Raw genomic sequence first — 19,845 nt, 5'->3', positions numbered from 1 at the left:
TCACGCGCGGGAAGCGCACGGATGAACGGAGCTCGGATGTCGATGGTCGCGGTATCGATGATGGTGAACCTGGTAGCCGAGGCTGAGGCGCACCACAACGAGCTCCCGATGCCGGCCGTCATGTTCGGAGTCGTCGCCGCCGTCGTCTTCGCGATCCTCGGTTTCGTCATGTTCTCCTACCGCGACGTGGCCAACCGTCACGGTGGCGGTTCGCGTGCCGCCTCCCAGCACGGCGGCGCCGATTCCCACGGCCACGACTCCACCGCCAGCGGTCACTGACGCGAACGACGTGGTGGTTGAGACACGTCGCCCTCGGATCGGGGTGATGGGCGGAACATTCGATCCCATCCATCACGGGCACCTCGTGGCGGCCAGCGAGGTCGCGACGTCCTTCGATCTCGACGAGGTCGTCTTCGTCCCCACGGGACAGCCGTGGCAGAAGACCGTCGTGACGGAGAGCGAACACCGCTACCTCATGACCGTGATCGCCACGGCGGCGAACCCCCGCTTCACGGTCAGCCGCGTGGACATCGACCGCGACGGACCCACGTACACCATCGATACTCTGCGGGATCTGGCCGCCGCGCGGCCCGATTCCGACCTCTTCTTCATCACGGGGGCCGACGCGATCGCGCAGATCCTGAACTGGAAGAACGTCGAGGAGCTCTGGTCGCTCGCGCACTTCGTCGCCGTGAGCCGACCGGGACACGCGCTGACCGTTTCAGGATTGCCGAGCAGGCGCGTAAGCTTGCTGGAAGTTCCGGCCCTGGCGATCTCGTCGACGGACTGTCGGAGCCGGGTGAGCCGGGGGTTTCCGGTCTGGTATTTGGTTCCTGATGGCGTCGTCCAGTACATCACCAAACACCATCTGTATCGGAGTAGCACATGACCACGCCCGCTGAAGAGCAGCCGCTCTCGCGTCGGCAGCTGCGTGAGCTGCAGAAGTCCGGTCGATCCTCGTCGACCGCGACGCGCAACGAACCCGCCGCGACCGACCCGTCTGCGTCGACCGGACCGGTCGAGACCGAGTCCGTCGAGACCCAGGCCTCGACGTCCGAGCCGTACGCGAAGGTCGCGCCGACCGACGAGGTCATCGAGACCGCGGAGATCGTCTCCGCTCCGCCCGAGTCGGAGTCCGAGAACGCTGAGCCGGCAGCCCCGCCCGAGACCACGACGGCGCAGGAGGCCACGGAGGTTTCCGCCCCGGCCGAGGCGGTCGTCCCCGTCATCCCGAACGACGGAGTGCCCCTCACACGACGTCAGGCACGCGAGCTCGAACGAGCACGTACCGCCTCGATCACGGTGATCGGTGCCGACCAGGGGATCGCTCGCGGCGAGACCGGTGAGGTCGTCACAGCGGAAGCCATCGACGACCCCACGGGCGAGCATGCCCCCGTGTCCGCATCGACCCCGGAACTCGCCGTCGTCGCGAAGAACGCATCCGAGACCGGAGACCTCACCGAGGCCGTCATCGACGCCGATGACCGCCGGGCGGCGACGGGCACCGACTCCGCCTCCGATACCGACGATGCGATCGACACGGTCGTCGCCGGGGACTTCGGGGAGGCCGCGCTCGAGAACGACTCCGACCCGCTCGCCGACGAGAAGCCGTTCGACGCGCTCATCGCGACGGGGATCGCCGAGGCCGATCAGACTCCGACCACGTCGAGCACCCTCATCGTCGGATCGCCCATGAGCACCTTCACAGGACCGATCGGCGGCACCGGCGAGATCATGGTCACCGGATCCATCGACCTCCCGCGCACCCTCACCGGCACGGCTGATCCGGGTACCGGCGATCGTGCCGACTACGACCGCTCGCTCGATCACGAGCCCCCGGCCCCGCCGACCGCCGGCACCCCGGTGTCGGCGAGCAGGGCCGTCAGCACCCACACGTCCGCGCGCGACATCATCGCGCCGCCGGCCCGATCGAAGAGGCCGAGCATCGTTCCGGTCCTCGCGATCATCGCCGGCGTCCTCATGGTCGCCGTCCTCGCGGTCGTCGTCACCAGTCTTCTCACCGGAACGCTCTGATCCGGTCCACCGGTCGGCTCCGCCGCCCACGCCCGTTCGGGGCACGCACGCCTCGAGGTTCTGGAGGAACCTGAATGACCGCCACACCCGAATCCCGCGATATGCTCGCGATCGCCGCCGACGCGGCCTCGTCCAAGTCCGCCACGGACCTCGTCGCGCTCGACGTCTCCGAGCCGCTTCCCTTCGTCGACATCTTCCTGCTCGCCACCGGTCGCAACGAACGCAACGTCGTCGCGATCGCCGACGAGATCGAGGACCGGCTCATCGCCTCCGGGACGAAGGCCGTTCGCCGGGAGGGCAAGGCGGAAGCCCGCTGGATCCTGCTCGACTTCGGAGACCTCGTCGTGCACGTCTTCCACGAGGAGGACCGTCTCTACTACTCCCTCGAGCGCCTCTGGAAGGACTGCCCGGTGGTCCCGATCCCGGAGACGGCGTCGGTGACCGGAGCCGGATCTCCCGATTCGCCCACCGACTGATCCTGTTGTAGGATCGATGAGTTGCCTCCGCAGGAGGGAACAAATCTGGGTCTGTGGCGCAGCTGGTAGCGCACCTGCATGGCATGCAGGGGGTCAGGGGTTCGAGTCCCCTCAGATCCACTCCGCTTATGAAGGTCAAACCCCCGCGAAGCTTTAGCTTCCGGGGGTTTCCTCGTTCTCGGTGAAGGTTGCACCCCCGCGAAGGGTTCGGCTTGGGGTGCTTCCTCGGCTTCTCGTGTCGGAGGTCCGCGTTAGCGTCGTGTCATGACACGGATCCTCTTCGACACGGCGACCAGCATCAACGGGTGGATAGCGGACGAGGACGGCTCCCTCGCCTGGCTCTTCGCGGTCGAGGGCGGTGATCATCCGGACGACGGTCTCTTCCCATCGAGCGCCACCGTCCTGGTCGAAGGCTCCACCACCTACGAATGGCTCCTCGCCGAGCAGGACATCCTCGCGCACCCCGAGAAATGGCAGGAGTTCCACGGAGCCAAGACCACCTTCGTCTTCTCGTCCCGGAGCCTGCCCGTCCCGGAGGGTGCAGACGTGCGCTTCCTGAACGGGTCCGTGGCGGATGCCCTGACCGAGATCCGGGTCGCCGCGGGTGACGGCGACATCTGGGTCGTGGGCGGAGGGGACCTCGCCGGGCAGTTCCTGGACGCGGACGCCCTCGACGAGATCCGACTGTCCGTCGCCCCCGTGGCGCTCAGGGGAGGCGCTCCGCTACTCCCTCGGCGTGTCGAGTCGGACCGGCTCCGGCTGGTGTCCGCAGCGGCCGTCGGACAGTTCGCCCGGCTCGTCTACGACGTGGTCCCGCGGGCCTGACGATGGCAGGGACCGCCTGAGCATCCGCGCTAGCGTTGGAGCGTGGATTCCCGGACAAGACCCAGCGCTCCCGCCCGCTTCTTCACGGGGGTCGGCTACTTCTGGCGCGGCTTCGGGTTCTGGGGGAAACGACCGAGCCTCATGGCGCTCGGAGCGGTCCCGGCGCTCGTCGTCGGGCTCCTCGTCGTGGGGGCGATCGTGGCCCTCGGGTTCTTCGTCGACGACATCGTCCTCTGGCTGACCCCCTTCGCGGAGTCGTGGGAGGTGCCGGTCCGGGACACGATGCGGTTCGCTGCCGGCGTCGCGATCGTGATGGCGACCCTGCTCCTCATGGTCGTCACGTTCACCGCCGTCACCCTCACCGTGGGGGATCCGATCTACGAACGCATCTGGCTGCGCGCCGAACGGGACCTCGGGAGCTTCACCGGGCCGGTCGAGCTGCCGTTCTGGGCCGGCATCCGCCGCGCCATGGCCTCCGGACTGCGCCTCGTGGGCTTCACGGTCGTGGCGGGCATCCTGGTGTTCCTCCTCGGGCTCATACCGATCGCGGGGACCGTGCTCGGCCCGGTCTGCGGATGGATCGTCGGAGGCTGGGCCATCGCGCGGGAGCTGCTCTCCCGTCCCATGGACGCTCGCGACATCTCCCGACGTACCGAGCGGGCCATGCGCGCCGCCGACCGTCCCCTCGTGCTGGGCTTCGGGCTCATGGTCTACGCGCTGTTCCTCATCCCGTTCGCCGCCATCGTCGCGATGCCCGCTGCGGTCGTGGGCTCGACCATGCTCTTCCGCCGCGTCGCGCGACCGTTCGAGATCCGTCCGGAGAATCGGGAATAGACCACAGATCCATTCACTTGCAACTATGTGAGCCGGGACGGACCCAGCTCATGAAGGAGATCCGCACACTATGACTGCATCCTCGACGATCGACATCCCCGGCTACAAGGTCGGAACCTGGGCCCTCGACCCCTCCCACAGCGAGGTCGGCTTCAGCGTCCGCCACATGATGATCAGCAAGGTCAAGGGCACGTTCGGCACCTTCTCCGGATCGTTCACGACGGCGGAGAACCCCACGGATTCGACCGCCACCGCGAGCGTCGACGTGGCCACGATCAACACCAAGGACGAGGGCCGCGACGCCCACCTCCGTTCGGCCGACTTCTTCGACGCCGAGGCGTACCCCACGATCGAGTTCGTCTCGACCGGAGCGCGCGACGAGGACGGCGACCTCAAGGTCGACGGAAACCTGACCATCAAGGGCGTCACGAAGCCCGTCACCTTCGACTTCGAGTTCGGTGGCTTCGGTCAGGACCCGTTCGGCAACTACAAGGGCGGCGCGACCGCGCAGACCGTGATCAACCGTGAGGACTTCGGTCTCACGTGGAACGCGGCTCTCGAGGCCGGTGGCGTGCTCGTCGGCGAGAAGGTCACCATCACGCTCGACCTCCAGGCCGTGCACCAGGCCTGAGTCCGAACCGGCTGAGCCCCACTGGGCTGAGCAGCACGAGCTGAGCCCCCGGAGACGACTCCGGGGGCTCAGCGCATGTCGGCCTCCGAACGGCCGACGATCTCCTCCCGCACGCGTCGCAGGTCCACGAGGAGGGAGCCGATCAGGATCCACTGATCGGGGTTCGCGCTCGGGACCACGACGGGTGCGGTGAGGAGGGGCGGCTCCATCTGTTCCTCCGGAACCGTCCCGAGTCCCGAGGACACGACACCACGCAGATCGTGCCCCGCTCGTTCGAGCTGCGAGGCGATCTCGGCGACGACCGGGTCGTCGATCAGGGACGGCTCGTATTCGTCCCGGATGTTCCGGGTCATCCCCACGATGCGGTGGACGAGAGCCGAGAGTCTGGCGAGCAGCTCGGCGGTCTCCGTGACGACGGGCCCCACGCGCGCCCGCCGTCGATTGAGCGCGAGCGACTCCTCCGCCTCCGCGAGGGCGACGATCGCCTTCTCCCGCATCGGTCGGAGCAATCGCGCGCGGATCATGAGCGACTCGAGCTCGGTCCGCTCGATGGGCTGCCGCAGGGCGGTGCCGAGCGCTTCCAGATGGTCGGCGATCGCGTTGCCGAGCAGCTCCGCCGAGGAGCGGACCGGTCCGATCGCGACCGGAGGCACGACGAGTGCGTTCACGACGAGCGCCGTCGCGGCCCCGATGAGCGTCTCGACGATGCGAAGGCCCGCGTACTCGGGCGTCGCCGCACCGAGTGCGAGCACGAGCATCGCGCTGATGGCCACCTGGTTCGCGGAGGTCGGAGTGAGGCGTAGCACCCAGGCGGTGAAGATCGCCACGATGATCGCCACGATGACGATCCAGCCGGCGGAGCCGAGCACGAGCGAGACGCCCGTGGCGACCGTCACACCGGCGATCACACCGACGCTGCGTTCGACCGCCTTCACGAACGATTGATTGACACTCGGCTGCACGACGATGAGGGCCGCGACCGCGGCGAAGACGGGGAGTTCGCCCGGGAGGGCGACGCCGGCGATGATCCACGCGAGAACGGTGGCGATCGAGGTCTTGACCGCCTGGAGGAACGGGATGCGGCGCGCGGTCCTCACCGAACGGACGACGGAGAGGCGCCTCACGGCCCGTCCGGCTCGGTGACCGGGTCCATGAGCTCCCTACCGGTGTTCGCGACGTTGCCGACGGCCTTCGATACCGGGTGGAAGCCGACGTGCGACACGACGGAGCCGCTCGCGTCGAGGACGCGGTCGAGGAGGGTGTCGTCTCCGGCGACGGTCGGGTCGAGCCACGTGGGGGCGACATCGTCCCCGAGCATCACGGGCATCCGATCGTGGATGTCCGCGAGGTCACCGGCGGACGCGCGCGTGAGGATGGAGGTCGAGAGCAGCCAGCGGGCGGGGTCGTCGTCGGATGCCGCCGGATTCCGCCACCACTCGTAGAGGGCGGCGAAGGAGAACAGCGCCCCGTCCTCCGGCTGGATGAAGTAGGGCTGCTTCCCCGCAGCGCTCGTGCGCCACTCGTAGTAGCCGCTCGCGGGCACGATCGCCCGGCGCTGACGAACCGCCTTTCGGAAGGACGGCTTGTCGGCGGCCGACTCGATGCGCGCGTTGAACATGCGCGCACCGACGGACGGGTCCTTCGCCCAGGACGGTACGAGACCCCATCGCGCGGTCTCGAGCCGTTTGCTGACCGTGCCATCGGCATCCGCCGTCTCGACGAGGATCGGGACGGGGGTGGTCGGCGCGATGTTGAAGTTCGGTCCGGGCAGATCGTCGGCCGCGCGATCAGCGTCGAAGATCGTCAGGAGCTCGTTCGACTCCTTGGCCACCGCATATCGCCCGCACACGTGTCCAGGCTACTCCGCGGGACCGACATCGGGGCCGGTCAGATCACTCGATGCCCTGCCGCGCGAGCCTCTCCAGCAGTCCAGCTCCGTCCGGCGCGTAGACCCACGGAGGTGAATCGCCTCCGTGCTCCTCGGCCTTCGATCGACCACCTGCGAGCACGGCCTCCGATGCGGAGAGCTGTCGGATCGCGACGGCGCGCACGTTCTCCGGGTGGTTCGCGGCGAAGTCGCCGTAGAGGTCCTCGTCGTGCTGACCGTCGTCCCCGACGAGCAGCCAGGAGATGTCGGGGAACTCCTCCGCCAGGCGAAGGAGGTTGGTGCGCTTGTGGTCGCGGCCGGACCGGAAGATGCGCTCAGGGGTAGGCCCCCAGTCGGTGAGGAGGATCGAACCGTCGGGATAGAGATTGCGGGACAGGAAACGCGTGAGCGTGGGAGCGACGTTCCACGCACCCGTGGAGAGGTAGATCATGGGGGCGCCCGCGTGGTCGCGCATGATGCGCTCGTAGAGCACGGCCATCCCCGCGACGGGTGTCCGGGCGTGCTCGTCGAGGACGAAGGTGTTCCAGGCCGCGACGAACGGACGGGGGAGTGCCGTCACCATGACCGTGTCGTCGATGTCCGACAGGATCCCGAAGCGCACGTCGGGGGCCACGATGAAGACGGGGGCCTCGACGGGTTCCGACCCGTCGGCGCTCAAGGCGATCCGCTGCCAGCCCGGCGGGAGTTCCGCTTGGACGACCGCGTCGACGAGCCCGCCGCGATCCGCGATCACGGTGTGCTCGGTGTCGCCGACGCGCACGACGACCTCGCTCGAGACCACGGGGATGCTCGTGAAGCTGCGCCAACCGCGGACGGATCGAGCGCCCTCCTCGGCCACCTCGGGCTTCGTCAGGACGACGCGGCAGAGCACACGGACCCACGTGGTGGAGCCGTAGCCGGCGAACGGGATGACGGTGGGGACGAGTCCGCGCTTCACGCCGCGCCCGTGGCGCCAGGCCAGGAACGCGTCGTCGATGCGTGCCGCGCGATGGAGCCTCGTCGCGATCGCGTTGGGAAGAGTCACTTCGGGGGTCGGTGCCACGGCCCCAGTCTTTCACGCCGGCCGTGCCCGGTCGCGAATGCGACCAAGGATTCCGTCCGGGGCTCAGATCGAGCGCTGCTCGTCGTCCTCCGGCCGCTCGCCGGCCGCTCCGCCGTCGCCGGCCTTCCGCATATGACGGGCCTCGGCACGCTGGAGCAGTTTCTTCACGACAACGACGATCAGCAGGAACGCGACGATCACGCCGACGAACAGGTAGCCGGCGTAGTGGAGCCGATCGGACAGCTCCCGGTACCCGCCGGCCGCCGCCGATCCGATCGAGACGTAGGCGAGGGCCCAGAGGACGCACGCCGGCGCCGTCCAGGAGATGAATCGGCGGTAACTCATCGCACTCATCCCGACGGTGAGCGGGATCAGTGAGTGGAGGACGGGGAGGAAGCGCGAGACGAAGACCGCGATTCCGCCGCGCCGCGCGAGATACGTCTCGGCACGGACCCAGTTCGGTTCACCGATGCGCCGGCCGAGACGGGAGGCCCGGATGCGGGGGCCGAAGAATCGTCCGAGGGCGAAGCCGATGCTCTCTCCGCAGAGCGACCCGACGATGACCGCGATGACGAGCGCCCAATACTCGAGAGGGGAGTCGACGCCCGTGCTCGCGACGATCACGATCGAGTCGCCCGGCACGATGAGCCCGATGAGGATGCTCGTCTCGAGGAGGATCCCGATGCCGGCGATGAGGGTCCGGACGACCGGGTCCACGCCGCTCACGACGTCGAGGATCCAGGTCAGGGCGTCGTTCACGGTGCGAGCCTACGCGACGAGGCTGATGGTGAGCAGAAGCGTCAGGGGCAGCAGCAGGAGAAGGATCGCCCCGGTCAGGATCGCGATGCGCACGCGCGGTTCGAGGGGCGGCGGGCCGTCGAGCAGGCGTCGGATCCGTGTCGTCGCCACACCGGTGTCGACCCGGTAGTCGCGCGCGGGGGAATCCGCGTGGACCGCTCCGGACGGGGCCCCTGCGGATCCGATGAGGGCGATCGCGCTCGCGAGCTGATGGCTGTCGACGACGGTCCTCGCCTGGTCGTCCGCGATGTACTCGACGAGCGACTCGACCGCTGTCTCCGCCAGGTGGGCGATCGGGAACCAGGGGAGTGCGTTGCCCCACGACCGGAAGCTCAGGAGGACGAGCGCGTGCTGGTGCTGGAGGTGCGCACGCTCGTGTTCGAGGACGGCGCGGAGCTCGTCCTCGTCGAGCAGGTCGAGCAGACCGTCGGACAGAACGGTCACGGAGCGGAAGGCCCCGGGGAGGCAGTATGCGACCGGTGCGGGGTGGTCGAGTCGACGCGTCCGCGGTTCGCCCGGCACGGGGTCGCTCAAGAGCGTCACGAGGTCGAGGTGGCGGCGCCGCTGGCGCTCGGTCCGCACGAACGTCGCGGTGAGGTTGAGCAGCAGATGACCCGTGAGGAGGACCGCGAAGCTCAACGACCCCACCTGGAAGATCGTGGCCCCATCGGGGATACCACCGGCGAGCGTCTCCCTCACGAGTGCGTCACCGGCCGAGAGCGGTGAGTCGCCATAGGCGGAGAGACCGAAGATGAGGAGCGAGCCGATCATCGACAGCCCTCCCGTGAGCGCGATCGACTGCCAGAGCACCAGAGCCGTCCGCGGCGCGCGGGACGTCCAGTGCGCACGCGACAGTCGAGCGGGGATCGGCCACGCGAGCGCCCAGGCGAGCACGGCGAGGGCGATGGTCGACGCGATCACGTCGCGGATCCGGAGGCTCGCGCGAACGACCCCGTCGGGGTCGACTCCCGCAGCGGACTCACGCCGAGCGGCCGCTGTCGCGCGTCTGGTCGAGCAGCCCGCGGAGCGCCGCGGCCTCCTCGGGGCTCACCGATCCGAGGAATCGCGCGAGCACCTCGCCGCGATCGGTGGACGAACCGAGGATCTCGTGCATGAGTTCGGCGGTGTGGTCGGCCTGACTGGACGATGCGCGATAGAGGTGGGGACGTACCGTCCGGTCCCGCACCACGAGGCTCTTGTGCTCGAGTCGGGACAGCACGGTCAGCACGGTCGTGACGGCGAGCTGCTTGCCGCTCGTCTCGCGAGCGCGCTCCTCGAGGTACTCCTGGAGCTCGGTCGCGGACAGAGGATTCTCCGACGCCCACAGCGCGTCCATGATGCTGCGTTCGAGCTCGCCCAGTTGTGCCATGGCACCAGAGTACCGCTCCTCGTCAATTTGTTCTACACTCCGTAGAAGAACGACTTCTACACGGTGTAGAACTTGTTGGACGGAGGACTCGTGGAGGACCTGCTCGACCCACTCGCATTGTCGCGCTGGCAGTTCGGTCTGACGACCGTCTACCACTTCCTCTTCGTCCCGATCACGATCGGCATGGCGTCCGTCGTGGCGATCTACCAGACGATGTGGGTGCGCACCGGCAACACGGTCTACCTGCAGCTCGTCCACTTCCTGGGGAAGATCTTCCTCATCAACTTCGCCATGGGTGTCGTCACCGGCATCGTGCAGGAGTTCCAGTTCGGTATGAACTGGTCGAACTACTCGCGGTTCGTCGGCGACGTGTTCGGCGCGCCGCTCGCGCTCGAGGGACTGCTCGCGTTCTTCCTCGAGGCGACCTTCATCGGCCTGTGGATCTTCGGCTGGGACAAGCTCTCCCCGCGGCTCCACCTCGTGACGATCTGGGCCGTCGCGGTCGGCACGATCCTCTCGGCCTACTTCATCATCGCGGCGAACGCCTTCATGCAGAACCCCGTGGGGTACACGATCAATGAGGCGAAGGGACGGGCCGAGCTCGTCGACATCGGCGCGGTCCTCACGAACCCCGTCGCCCTCGCCGCGTTCCCCCACACGATCCTGGCCGCCTTCATGGTGACGGCCGGGCTCATGATCGCGGTCGCCGCGTGGCACCTGAAGCGACACCAGAACGTCGAGACGATGCGGCCGACCCTGAAGTTCGGTCTCTGGCTCATGGTGGGAGCGTTTGCCGGCACTGCTCTCACCGGCGACCAGCTGAGCCTCGTCATGGTCGAGACACAGCCCATGAAGATGGCCGCGGCTGAGGCCATGTACAACACCTCCACCGGGTACGACGCCTCCTTCTCGATCTTCACCCTGGGAACCCCAGACGGCGTGCACGAGCTGTTCTCCATCCGGATCCCGTACCTGCTGTCCTTCCTGTCGACGCACACGTTCGACGGCACGGTCGAGGGAATCAACGACCTCCAGGCGCAGTACGTCACCCTCTACGGCCCCGGCGACTACACGCCCGTCATCTGGGTGACCTACTGGTCCTTCCGCTGGATGATCGGCCTCGGCGCTGCGCACGCCCTCGTCGCCGTCGTCGGCCTCTGGCTCACCCGCAAGGGCCGAACGCCCACCCAGGCATGGGTCTGGAACGTCGCCATCTGGGCGTTCCCGATGTCGCTCATGGCGATGTGCGTCGGCTGGGTCTTCACGGAGATGGGCCGCCAACCCTGGATCGTCTTTTCGCTCATGCAGACCTCCGACGCCGTCTCCCCGAACGTGACGGGACTCGAGGTGCTGATCTCGATCATCGCCTTCACCATCGTCTACGGCACGCTCGCAGTCGTCGAGTTCCGACTCATCCTCCGTGCCGCCCAGAAGGGCCCGGCGCCGATCGAGATGGACACAGACGATCCGGACGATCCCGCCGCCAAGCCCGTCGTCCGCGCGACCGTCTATTAGGAGACCCGTCATGGATCTGCCCACCCTCTGGTTCTGGATCGTCGCCGCGCTCTTCGTCGGCTACTTCGTCCTCGACGGCTTCGACTTCGGTGTCGGGATGTCGCTGCCCTTCCTCGGGAGGGACGACACCGACCGTCGCGTGCTCATCAACACCATCGGGCCCGTCTGGGACCTCAACGAGACCTGGGTCATCGTGGCGGGGGCCGCGATCTTCGCCGCGTTCCCCGAGTGGTACGCGACCCTGTTCTCGGGGTTCTACCTGGCGCTGCTGCTGATCCTGCTCGCGCTCATCATCCGCGGGGTGTCCTTCGAGTACCGGCACCAGCGGCCGGAGCTCGCGTGGAAGCGGCGCTTCGACTGGATGATCACGATCGGTTCGGCCGTTCCCGCCCTCCTCTGGGGAGTGGCGTTCGCCAACATCGTCCAGGGTGTGCCGCTCGACGCCGACCACAACTTCACCGGCACGTTCTTCTCGCTGCTCAACCCCTACGCCCTGCTCGGGGGCGCGACCACGCTCCTGCTGTTCTTCACCCACGGCGTCTACTTCGTCGCCCTGAAGACGGAGGGGGAGATCCGTGCCCGTGCCCGGCGGCTCGGAATCACGGCGAGCATCCTCACGATCGTCGTCGCGGCGTCCTTCCTCGCCTGGACGGTCCTCGCGTACGGCACGCTCCTCGGCACCGCGTTCGCGGCCGTTGCCGCCGTCGCCCTCATCGGCTCGGCCCTCGCGAACAGCCGAGGCCGGGAGGGCGTGGCCTTCACCCTCATGGCGACGACGATCGCCGCCGCGGTGCTCGCACTGTTCTCGAGCCTCTTCCCCGCGGTGATGCCGGCGTCGAACGACATGGCCAACTCGCTGACGATCGAGAACGCATCGAGCAGCACCTACACGCTCACGATCATGTCGTGGACGGCACTCGTCTTCCTGCCGCTCGTCCTGGCCTACCAGGCGTGGACCTACTGGACCTTCCGCAAGCGCATCACCCGCGCTCACATCGACGCGACAGCGCACTAGCCTGAGATCGTGCGCCCCCTCGATCCCCGTCTCGTGCGGTACGCGTCCGCTGCACGGACGTTCCTCGTACTCGGCGGGCTCATCGCCGTCGCGCAGGCCATCGCGATCGTCGCCTTCGCGTGGCTCGTCACCGACGCGATGACCGGCGCCCTCGCAGGGCGCGGGCTCGACGAGATCGCTCCGACGCTCGGATGGCTCGTCCTCGTGGTCGTGATCCGCTCCACGCTCGCGCTGGCCCAGGACGCCGCGGCCGCGCGCAGCGCCGCGCTCGTCAAATCGGAGCTCAGGGACCGCCTGCTCGAGACCATCACGGCCCTCGGGCCCGGGTGGCTCGGCTCCCGGCGCTCGGCCGAGATCGCGACGCTGCTGGGCCGGGGTATCGACGCCCTCGACGGCTACTTCGCCCGCTACCTCCCGCAGCTTCTCCTCACCGCGATCGTGACCCCGATCATCCTCGTGGCCGTCTTCTCGCAGGACCTGCTCTCCGCGGTGATCCTCGGCGTGTGCCTCCCGATCATCCCGGTCTTCATGATCCTCATCGGGTGGGCCACGCAGGCGATGCAGAAGCGTCAGTGGAACGAGCTCACCTCGCTCTCGACGGCGTTCGACGACATGGTCGGGGGGATGTCGACGCTCAAGGCCTACGGGCGGCAGTACCGGCAGGTCGACCGACTGCGTCGCATCACCCAGCGCTTCCGACGCCGGACGATGGCCGTGCTCCGGGTGTCATTCCTGTCGAGTTTCGCGCTCGAGCTCGCCGCGAGCCTCTCGGTGGCTCTCGTTGCCCTCACCATCGGCCTCCGTCTCGTCTCGGGGGAGATCGATCTCGTGGCCGGATTGTTCATCCTGCTCCTCGCCCCGGATTTCTTTCTCCCGATCCGTCAGGTGGGCGTCAACTACCATGCGGCCGCCGAGGGAGTCGAGGCGTCCGAGCACATCTTCGAGCTCCTCGACGCGGCTCCCGCTGGACCGGTCGAGGCCGTCGGCACCACGGCGGTGGATGGGGCCGATGTCCGGAGTGGCGCGGATGCGGGGGGCGTCGCCGGAGTGGTCGTCCGCAACGCCACGATCGCCTTCGACGGGCTCGTCGCGGTCCGGGGCTTCTCCGCCCACGTTCACCCCGGGGACCTCACCGTGCTCGCCGGTCCGAGTGGATCGGGCAAGTCGAGCCTCGTCGGCGCACTGCTCGGCTTCGTGCCCTTCGAGGGTGACATCCGGGTGGGCTCCCTCGACGCGCGCGACGGGGGAGCCCTGGAGCTCCTGGCCTGGAGCGGTCAGGCCGCGACGCTCTTCCCCGGCACCGTGTCGTCGAACGTGTCCATGGGCGACGACGAACCGTCGTCCGAGCGCGTCGCCCGCGCGATGAGCATCGCGGTGCTCGACGGTCTCGACCCGCACAGCGTCCTCCAGGAGCGCGGCTCCGGGCTCTCGGGCGGCCAGGCGGCGCGCGTCGCCATCGCCCGAGCGGTCTACCGCGCGCTCTCGACGCCCGGTCGCGTCCTCGTGCTCGACGAGCCGAGCGCCGCGCTCGATCACGAGACGGAAGCACACCTCGTGTCGAACCTCCGCGACCTCGCTCGTACCGGGCGCACGGTCCTCGTCGTGTCGCACCGCAGGGCCTTCCTCGACGGAGCGGACACCCTCCTGACTCTCCGCCCGAGTGCGATCCGGACCATCGACGCCGCAGCGGCGCCGGAGTCCGCCTCCGCGACGGCCGCCGGGGCGGTGCGATCGTGAGCCGGCATCCCGAGCGCGACGCCGTCCTGCGCCTCGCCAGCCCTCGTCCGACGCGAGCGGCTCCCGGCCTGCTCTCGGGACTCGCGGCCGCCGCGTGCACCGTCGCCCTCCTCGCGTGCAGCGCCTGGCTCATCGTGCGCGCGTCCGAGCAGCCCCCCGTGCTCTTCCTCGGCATGGCCGTCGTCGGCGTGCGCGCCTTCGCCCTCGGCCGGGCCTTCTTCCGCTACCTCGAACGCATCTTCAGTCACGACGCCGCCTTCCGGTCCCTCGAGACGGTGCGGGTCCACGTCTTCGAGCGGCTCGTCCCGCTCGCACCGGCCGGACTGTCGCGCACGAGTCGTGGGAGCGTGCTCTCGACGATGGTCTCCGACATCGACGATCTGCAGGATCACCCCTTACGGGTCGTCCAGCCCCTCGTCACCTCCCTCGGAGTCGCGGTCCTCTCCGTCGTTCTGGTCGCGACCATCTCCCCGGGCGCTGCGGTCACCCTCGCCCTGTGTCTCGTCGGCTTCGTCGTCGTGAGCGCGGCCGTGTCCTCGCTCGTCGCCGCCTCGGCCGAACGCGCCATCGCGCCGCTGCGCGCGGGACTCGTCGGCGCGATCGTCGAGCACATGCGCTCGCTCGACGTCCTCATCGCATACGGGACGGCCGACCGTTCGCTCGAGAGGCTGCGCGGGGCCGATCGCGTCCTCACGCGCGCCGTGCTCCGCCGTGCCGCGGGTGCCGCGGTGGCGACCGCGGGCCTCAGCCTCTTCGGAGGGGCAGCCGTCGCCCTCGCCATCGTCGTCTCGACGGGCGACGTCTCGACCGGATCGCTCGACGGACCGGGATTCGCCGTCGTCGCTCTCGTGCCCCTCGCCGTCTTCGAGATCATGGCGGCCGTGCCGCTCGCCCTCGGCGCCATGCGTCAGGTGAACGCCGCGGCGGACCGCGTCGCGGAGGCGGCTCCGGCCGAGCTGCCCCCGCATCTCCCTACGGACGCCGGGTCCCGCGTACCGCCCGGACGATCCGCGTCGCCGGCCCTCGAGCTACGGGGTGTCGCCGCCTCCTGGTCCGACGGTCGCCCGGGCATTCGGAGCGTCGATCTCGTGGTGCGCGAGGGGGAACGGGTGTGGATCGACGGGGAGAGCGGTTCGGGCAAGACCTCGCTCGCCGACGTCCTCGTCCGGTTCCTCGACCACTCCGGGGAGTATCGCGTGCGCGGTGTCGACGCCCGGTCGTTGCATCCCGATACCGTGCGGGACGTCGTGGGGCTCGTCGAGCAGGTCCCGTTCCTCTTCGACGAGTCGATCCGTCAGAACCTGCTGTTCGCGCGCCCGGACGCGACCGACGACGACCTCGTCTCGGTGCTCGAGCGCGTCGGACTGGGGGAGTGGTTCGCGGAGAGGGGCGGGCTCGACGCTCGCGTCGGCGAGCGCGGCGGCCTCGTCTCCGGCGGGCAGGCAGGCCGCATCGCCCTCGCCAGAGCCCTGCTGCGGGACTTCCCCGTCGTCGTCCTCGACGAACCGACCGCGAGCGTCGAGTCGGACCTCGCCGATCGGCTGCTCCGCGATCTCCTCGCCGCGAGCGACGACCGGACCGTGGTCATCATCTCCCACGCCGACGTGCCGCCCGGCGTGGATGTGAGGCGTGCCACGATGCGCGACGGCGCACTCTCCCTCGGCCCGGCGGGCGCGAGCGCGTGAAGCCGGGGCCCCTGGACCCTGCGCCGTCGAACGTGAGGTTCGCGGACCTCGCGCGGGACCTCGTCGCGACCGAAGCGCACGTGTTCTGGCTCGACGCGGGACCCGGAGCGACCTCGGGGTCGAGCTACCTCGGGGCTGGACGGCGTGTGCTGTCGGCGCGTGACGGCGTCGTGCGCCTCGACGGAACGATCGTGGGCGAGGACGTCCTCACGGAACTGCAGTCCCTCGTCGCCGAGAGCCCGGTCGGCGCGCGGAACGGCGACGGCGCGCCCGCAGGGTTCCGCGGAGGATGGGTCGGCGTACTCGGCTACGAGTACGGCGCCCGCCTCGTCGGAGTGCCGTCGGCCCCCGGAGATCTCCCCGACGCCCTCTTCGTGGAATGCGACCGGCTCTGGTCCCTCGACCACGGCACCGGACGGATCGACGCCATCCTGGGGGACCATGAGATCGGGGCCGCGCCCGAGATGGCGTCACCGTCGCCGCCGCCCTCGCCAGCGCGAGTCTCAGACGTCCGTCCACGCTGGCGACACGATCGCTCTGCCTATGTTCGTGCCATCGAGTCGGGCCTCGACTCGATCGCCGCCGGCGACGTCTACCAGGTGTGCCTCACCAACGAGGTCCGGGTGCCGACGGCGATCGACCCCTTCGAGGTCTACCTCCGTCTCCGCCGCGACAATCCCGCTCCGTTCGGCGGATTCCTCCGCATCGGCGGCGTCACGATGGCGGGATCGTCGCCCGAACGCTTCCTCTCCGTGTCCCCCCACGGCCGGGTGGAGACCCGTCCCATCAAGGGGACGCGACGCCGCGACCCCGATCCGGTCGTCGATCGTGCCCTCGCAGACGACCTCCGGTCGGACGCGAAGGAGCGCGCCGAGAACCTCATGATCGTCGACCTCATGCGCAACGACCTGGGCCGCGTGGCGGAGCTCGGCAGTGTCGACGTTCCGGACCTCTTCGCGGTGGAGTCCTACCCGAGCGTGCACCAGCTCGTGAGCACCGTGACCGCGCGGCTCGCACCCGGTTCCACCGGCATCGACGCGGTGCGCTCGAGCTTCCCCGCCGGGTCCATGACGGGCGCGCCCAAGCACCGCGCGATGACGATCCTCCACGGGCTCGAGGGGGGAGCCCGCGGCCTCTACTCCGGGGCCATGGGCTGGTTCGGAGCCGACGGAGCCCTCGACCTCGCCATGGTGATCCGGTCGATCGTCTTCGCCGCGGGCGAGGCGCGGATCGGCACGGGCGGCGGCATCACCGCGTCGTCCGATCCGACCCGCGAGGTGGACGAGACCCTGCTGAAGGCGCGCCTCCTCCTCGCTGCGCTCGGCGCTCCCGACACACTGCCCGACGCCTCCGATTGAACCGGTAACGTAGAGGATCGGGCCCGACGATCCTGCCCCGTCGACTTCCCGATCTCCCCGCAACGAATGAGAGCTCCGTGACCGACGCCCCGTCCGACCACAACACACCGACCTACGACTTCACCGCCATTCAGGCGAAGTGGCTTCCGGTGTGGGAGGAACTCCGACCGTTCGCGACCGACGACCCCACGGACACGCGTCCGCGGAAGTACGTCCTGGACATGTTCCCGTACCCCTCGGGCGACCTGCACATGGGTCACGCCGAGGCGTACGCGCTCGGCGACGTCATCGCACGCTACTGGCGTCAGCAGGGGTTCAACGTCCTGCACCCCATCGGCTGGGATGCCTTCGGTCTGCCCGCCGAGGGCGCCGCGATCAAGCGCGGCCTCGACCCGCGGCAGTGGACCTACGACAACATCGACCAGCAGAAGGCGAGCATGCGGCGCTACGCCGCGTCCTTCGACTGGGACCGCACCCTCGAGACCTGCAGCCCCGAGTACTACAAGTGGAACCAGTGGCTGTTCCTCAAGCTCCGCGAGAAGGGCCTCGCCTACCGCAAGGCGAGCCTCGTCAACTGGTGCCCCTTCGACCAGACCGTGCTCGCGAACGAGCAGGTCGTCGACGGCCGGTGCGAGCGATGCGACAACATCGTCACGAAGAAGGACCTCACGCAGTGGTTCTTCGGCATCACGCAGTACGCGGACCGCCTCGTCGACGACCTCAACCAGCTCGAGGGCTCGTGGCCCTCGAAGGTCCTCTCGATGCAACGCAACTGGATCGGCCGCTCGAGCGGCGCCGATGTCACGTTCGCCATCGAGGGACGCGACGAACCGATCACGATCTACACGACGCGGCCGGACACCCTGTACGGCGCGACCTTCATGGTCGTGGCTCCCGACGCTCCCCTCGCGGCCGAGCTCGTCGCGGGCGGCTCCGACGAGTTGAAGGGTCGCTTCGACGCGTACCTCACCGAGGTGAAGGCGCAGACCGACATCGAGCGGCTCGCGACGGACAAGGCGAAGACGGGAGTGTTCCTGGAGCGCTACGCCGTGAACCCGCTCACGGGCGAGCGTCTGCCCATCTGGGCGGCCGACTACGTGCTGTCCGACTACGGACACGGCGCGATCATGGCCGTACCGGCCCACGACCAGCGCGACCTCGACTTCGCCAAGCGCTTCGACCTGCCCGTGCGTGTGGTCGTCGACGTGAACCAGCCCGTCACCGGCATGATCCCCGTGATCCCCGAGGGCGCCGAGCTCGAGGACCTTCCCGACCTCGACCCGCTCGCGGACGGCAAGGCGCTCACAGGGACCGGTCGGCTCATCAATTCGGGTCCCTTCAACGGGCTCAGCAAGAACAACGCCATCCGGAAGATCACCGAGGCGCTCGAGGCCTCCGGTCTCGGCGGACCCGCGAAGAACTACCGGCTGCGCGACTGGCTCATCTCGCGGCAGCGCTACTGGGGTACACCCATCCCGATCATCCACTGCCCGTCGTGCGGCGAGGTGCCCGTGCCCGAGGACCAGCTCCCCGTCGAGCTGCCGCCCACCGAGGGACTCGACCTGCAGCCGAAGGGCACGAGCCCGCTCGGAGCGGCAGAGGACTGGATCAACGTCGACTGCCCGTCGTGCGGGGGCCCGGCCAAGCGCGACTCCGACACCATGGACACGTTCGTCGACAGCTCCTGGTACTTCCTGCGCTTCCTGAGCGTCGGGGACGACACGCAGGCGTTCGACCCCAAGCAGGCCGAGAAGTGGGCGCCCGTCGACCAGTACGTCGGCGGCGTGACCCACGCGATCCTCCACCTCTTGTACGCCCGCTTCATGACGAAGGTGCTCTTCGACATGGGCCTGGTGTCGTTCACGGAGCCGTTCAGTGCGCTCCTGAACCAGGGCATGGTCATCATGGAGGGCTCGGCGATGAGCAAGTCGCGCGGCAACATCGTGAAGCTCAGCGACCAGCTCGACGTGCACGGTGTCGACGCCGTGCGCCTCACGATGGCGTTCGCCGGCCCGCCCGAGGACGACATCGACTGGGCCGACGTGTCCCCGGCCGGATCCGCGAAGTTCCTGGCCCGCGCCTGGCGCGTCGCGCAGGACGTCACGAGCGCTCCCGACGTCGTCTGGAAGACGGGCGACGAGAAGCTCCGTCGCGTGACCCACCGCTTCCTCTCGGACGCCCCCGGTCTCATCGAGTCGTTCAAGTTCAACGTCGTCGTCGCGCGCCTCATGGAGCTCGTCAACGCCACGCGTAAGGCGATCGACTCGGGCGCCGGCCCCGCCGACGCCGCCGTTCGAGAGGCCGCCGAGGTCACCGCGATCGCCCTCAACCTGTTCGCGCCGTACACGGCCGAGGAGATGTGGTCGACGCTCGGTTACGAGCCCACCGTGGCCCTCGTCCAGTGGCGGAAGGCCGACCGCACCCTGCTGCGCGAGGAGAGCGTCACGGCTGTCGTGCAGGTCGACGGCAAGGTGCGCGACCGCCTCGAGGTGGCCCCGAACATCGACGACGCCGACCTCCAGGCACGGGCGCTCGCCTCGGAGTCCGTCACGCGGGCGATCGGGGAGCGCGAGATCCAGGTCGTGATCGTGCGTGCGCCGAAGCTCGTGAACGTGGTCACCAAGCGCTAGAGCCGCTC

19 protein-coding genes and 1 tRNA gene are annotated in these 19,845 nt (G+C 69.0%); 14 read left to right on the top strand and 6 right to left on the bottom strand.

Going from position 1 to position 19,845, the window contains the following annotated elements; all coding sequences use genetic code 11:
* The first annotated feature begins 21 nt into the window (after window positions 1-21).
* The 8 genes from ELQ94_RS16670 to ELQ94_RS16635 all read left to right on the top strand — a co-directional run bounded on the left by ELQ94_RS16670 (window position 22) and on the right by ELQ94_RS16635 (window position 4,800).
* The gene (locus ELQ94_RS16670) at window positions 22-279 is read left to right on the top strand and encodes a hypothetical protein (RefSeq protein ID WP_243697084.1); all 258 of its coding nucleotides are present in this window, start codon (window positions 22-24) and stop codon (window positions 277-279) included.
* Between the two features lie 13 nt (window positions 280-292).
* Entirely contained in the window at window positions 293-889 is a 597-nt protein-coding gene (nadD, locus tag ELQ94_RS16665; RefSeq protein ID WP_127051516.1) for a nicotinate-nucleotide adenylyltransferase, read from the top strand.
* Window positions 886-2,034 carry a hypothetical protein gene (locus ELQ94_RS16660; RefSeq protein WP_127051496.1) on the top strand — a complete coding sequence of 383 codons (1,149 nt, stop codon included), beginning with the start codon at window positions 886-888 and terminating at the stop codon, window positions 2,032-2,034. The genes nadD and ELQ94_RS16660 overlap by 4 nt, the downstream gene beginning before the upstream one ends.
* A 74-nt stretch (window positions 2,035-2,108) precedes the next feature.
* A complete protein-coding gene (gene rsfS, locus ELQ94_RS16655) occupies window positions 2,109-2,510 on the top strand; it encodes a ribosome silencing factor (protein WP_127051495.1) in 402 nt (133 codons plus the stop codon).
* Between the two features lie 47 nt (window positions 2,511-2,557).
* Window positions 2,558-2,630, top strand: a tRNA-Ala gene (locus ELQ94_RS16650).
* A gap of 144 nt (window positions 2,631-2,774) precedes the next feature.
* Entirely contained in the window at window positions 2,775-3,335 is a 561-nt protein-coding gene (locus ELQ94_RS16645) for a dihydrofolate reductase family protein (protein ID WP_127051494.1), read from the top strand.
* A gap of 42 nt (window positions 3,336-3,377) precedes the next feature.
* Entirely contained in the window at window positions 3,378-4,169 is a 792-nt protein-coding gene (locus ELQ94_RS16640) for an EI24 domain-containing protein (RefSeq protein WP_127051493.1), read from the top strand.
* A gap of 70 nt (window positions 4,170-4,239) precedes the next feature.
* Entirely contained in the window at window positions 4,240-4,800 is a 561-nt protein-coding gene (locus ELQ94_RS16635) for a YceI family protein (RefSeq protein WP_127051492.1), read from the top strand.
* A 68-nt stretch (window positions 4,801-4,868) separates the two neighbouring features.
* Here ELQ94_RS16635 and ELQ94_RS16630 read toward each other — a convergent pair whose 3' ends face one another.
* The 6 genes from ELQ94_RS16630 to ELQ94_RS16605 all read right to left on the bottom strand — a co-directional run bounded on the left by ELQ94_RS16630 (window position 4,869) and on the right by ELQ94_RS16605 (window position 9,897).
* The gene (locus ELQ94_RS16630) at window positions 4,869-5,924 is read right to left on the bottom strand and encodes an FUSC family protein (protein WP_127051491.1); all 1,056 of its coding nucleotides are present in this window, start codon (window positions 5,922-5,924) and stop codon (window positions 4,869-4,871) included.
* The gene (locus ELQ94_RS16625; protein ID WP_127051490.1) at window positions 5,921-6,649 is read right to left on the bottom strand and encodes an SOS response-associated peptidase; all 729 of its coding nucleotides are present in this window, start codon (window positions 6,647-6,649) and stop codon (window positions 5,921-5,923) included. Before ELQ94_RS16625 ends, ELQ94_RS16630 begins: the two co-directional genes overlap by 4 nt.
* A 43-nt stretch (window positions 6,650-6,692) precedes the next feature.
* Window positions 6,693-7,730: an App1 family protein gene (locus ELQ94_RS16620; protein ID WP_127051489.1), complete on the bottom strand. Its 1,038-nt coding sequence runs from the start codon at window positions 7,728-7,730 to the stop codon at window positions 6,693-6,695.
* Between the two features lie 63 nt (window positions 7,731-7,793).
* The gene (locus ELQ94_RS16615) at window positions 7,794-8,489 is read right to left on the bottom strand and encodes a DedA family protein (protein WP_127051488.1); all 696 of its coding nucleotides are present in this window, start codon (window positions 8,487-8,489) and stop codon (window positions 7,794-7,796) included.
* Between the two features lie 9 nt (window positions 8,490-8,498).
* A complete protein-coding gene (locus ELQ94_RS16610; protein WP_127051487.1) occupies window positions 8,499-9,449 on the bottom strand; it encodes a M56 family metallopeptidase in 951 nt (316 codons plus the stop codon).
* A gap of 58 nt (window positions 9,450-9,507) precedes the next feature.
* On the bottom strand, window positions 9,508-9,897 hold the full coding sequence (locus ELQ94_RS16605; protein ID WP_127051486.1) for a BlaI/MecI/CopY family transcriptional regulator: 390 nt from the start codon (window positions 9,895-9,897) through the stop codon (window positions 9,508-9,510).
* Window positions 9,898-9,987: 90 nt separating this feature from the next.
* Between ELQ94_RS16605 and ELQ94_RS16600 the strand changes: the two genes are divergently transcribed.
* The 6 genes from ELQ94_RS16600 (at window position 9,988) to leuS (ending at window position 19,837) form a co-directional block, all read left to right on the top strand.
* Window positions 9,988-11,412 (top strand): cytochrome ubiquinol oxidase subunit I, encoded by a 1,425-nt coding sequence (locus ELQ94_RS16600; RefSeq protein WP_127051515.1) that lies wholly within the window; start codon window positions 9,988-9,990, stop codon window positions 11,410-11,412.
* A 10-nt stretch (window positions 11,413-11,422) separates the two neighbouring features.
* A complete protein-coding gene (cydB, locus tag ELQ94_RS16595) occupies window positions 11,423-12,427 on the top strand; it encodes a cytochrome d ubiquinol oxidase subunit II (protein WP_127051485.1) in 1,005 nt (334 codons plus the stop codon).
* 9 nt (window positions 12,428-12,436) lie between these two features.
* Complete coding sequence (gene cydD / locus ELQ94_RS16590; protein WP_127051484.1) at window positions 12,437-14,164, top strand: thiol reductant ABC exporter subunit CydD; 1,728 nt, start codon at window positions 12,437-12,439, stop codon at window positions 14,162-14,164.
* Window positions 14,161-15,849, top strand: coding sequence for a thiol reductant ABC exporter subunit CydC (gene cydC, locus ELQ94_RS16585; protein WP_127051483.1), 1,689 nt, complete (start codon window positions 14,161-14,163; stop codon window positions 15,847-15,849). The genes cydD and cydC overlap by 4 nt, the downstream gene beginning before the upstream one ends.
* A 32-nt stretch (window positions 15,850-15,881) precedes the next feature.
* A complete protein-coding gene (pabB, locus tag ELQ94_RS16580) occupies window positions 15,882-17,207 on the top strand; it encodes an aminodeoxychorismate synthase component I (RefSeq protein WP_243697083.1) in 1,326 nt (441 codons plus the stop codon).
* Window positions 17,208-17,284: 77 nt separating this feature from the next.
* The gene (gene leuS / locus ELQ94_RS16575) at window positions 17,285-19,837 is read left to right on the top strand and encodes a leucine--tRNA ligase (protein WP_208007785.1); all 2,553 of its coding nucleotides are present in this window, start codon (window positions 17,285-17,287) and stop codon (window positions 19,835-19,837) included.
* Window positions 19,838-19,845: the final 8 nt, after the last annotated feature.

Origin of the sequence: Labedella endophytica (assembly GCF_003990045.1) — a bacterium.
Taxonomy (GTDB): Bacteria; Actinomycetota; Actinomycetes; order Actinomycetales; family Microbacteriaceae; genus Labedella; species Labedella endophytica.
The sequence above is the reverse complement of the archived record's forward strand: the minus strand, read 5'-3'. Positions and strand labels throughout refer to the sequence as shown.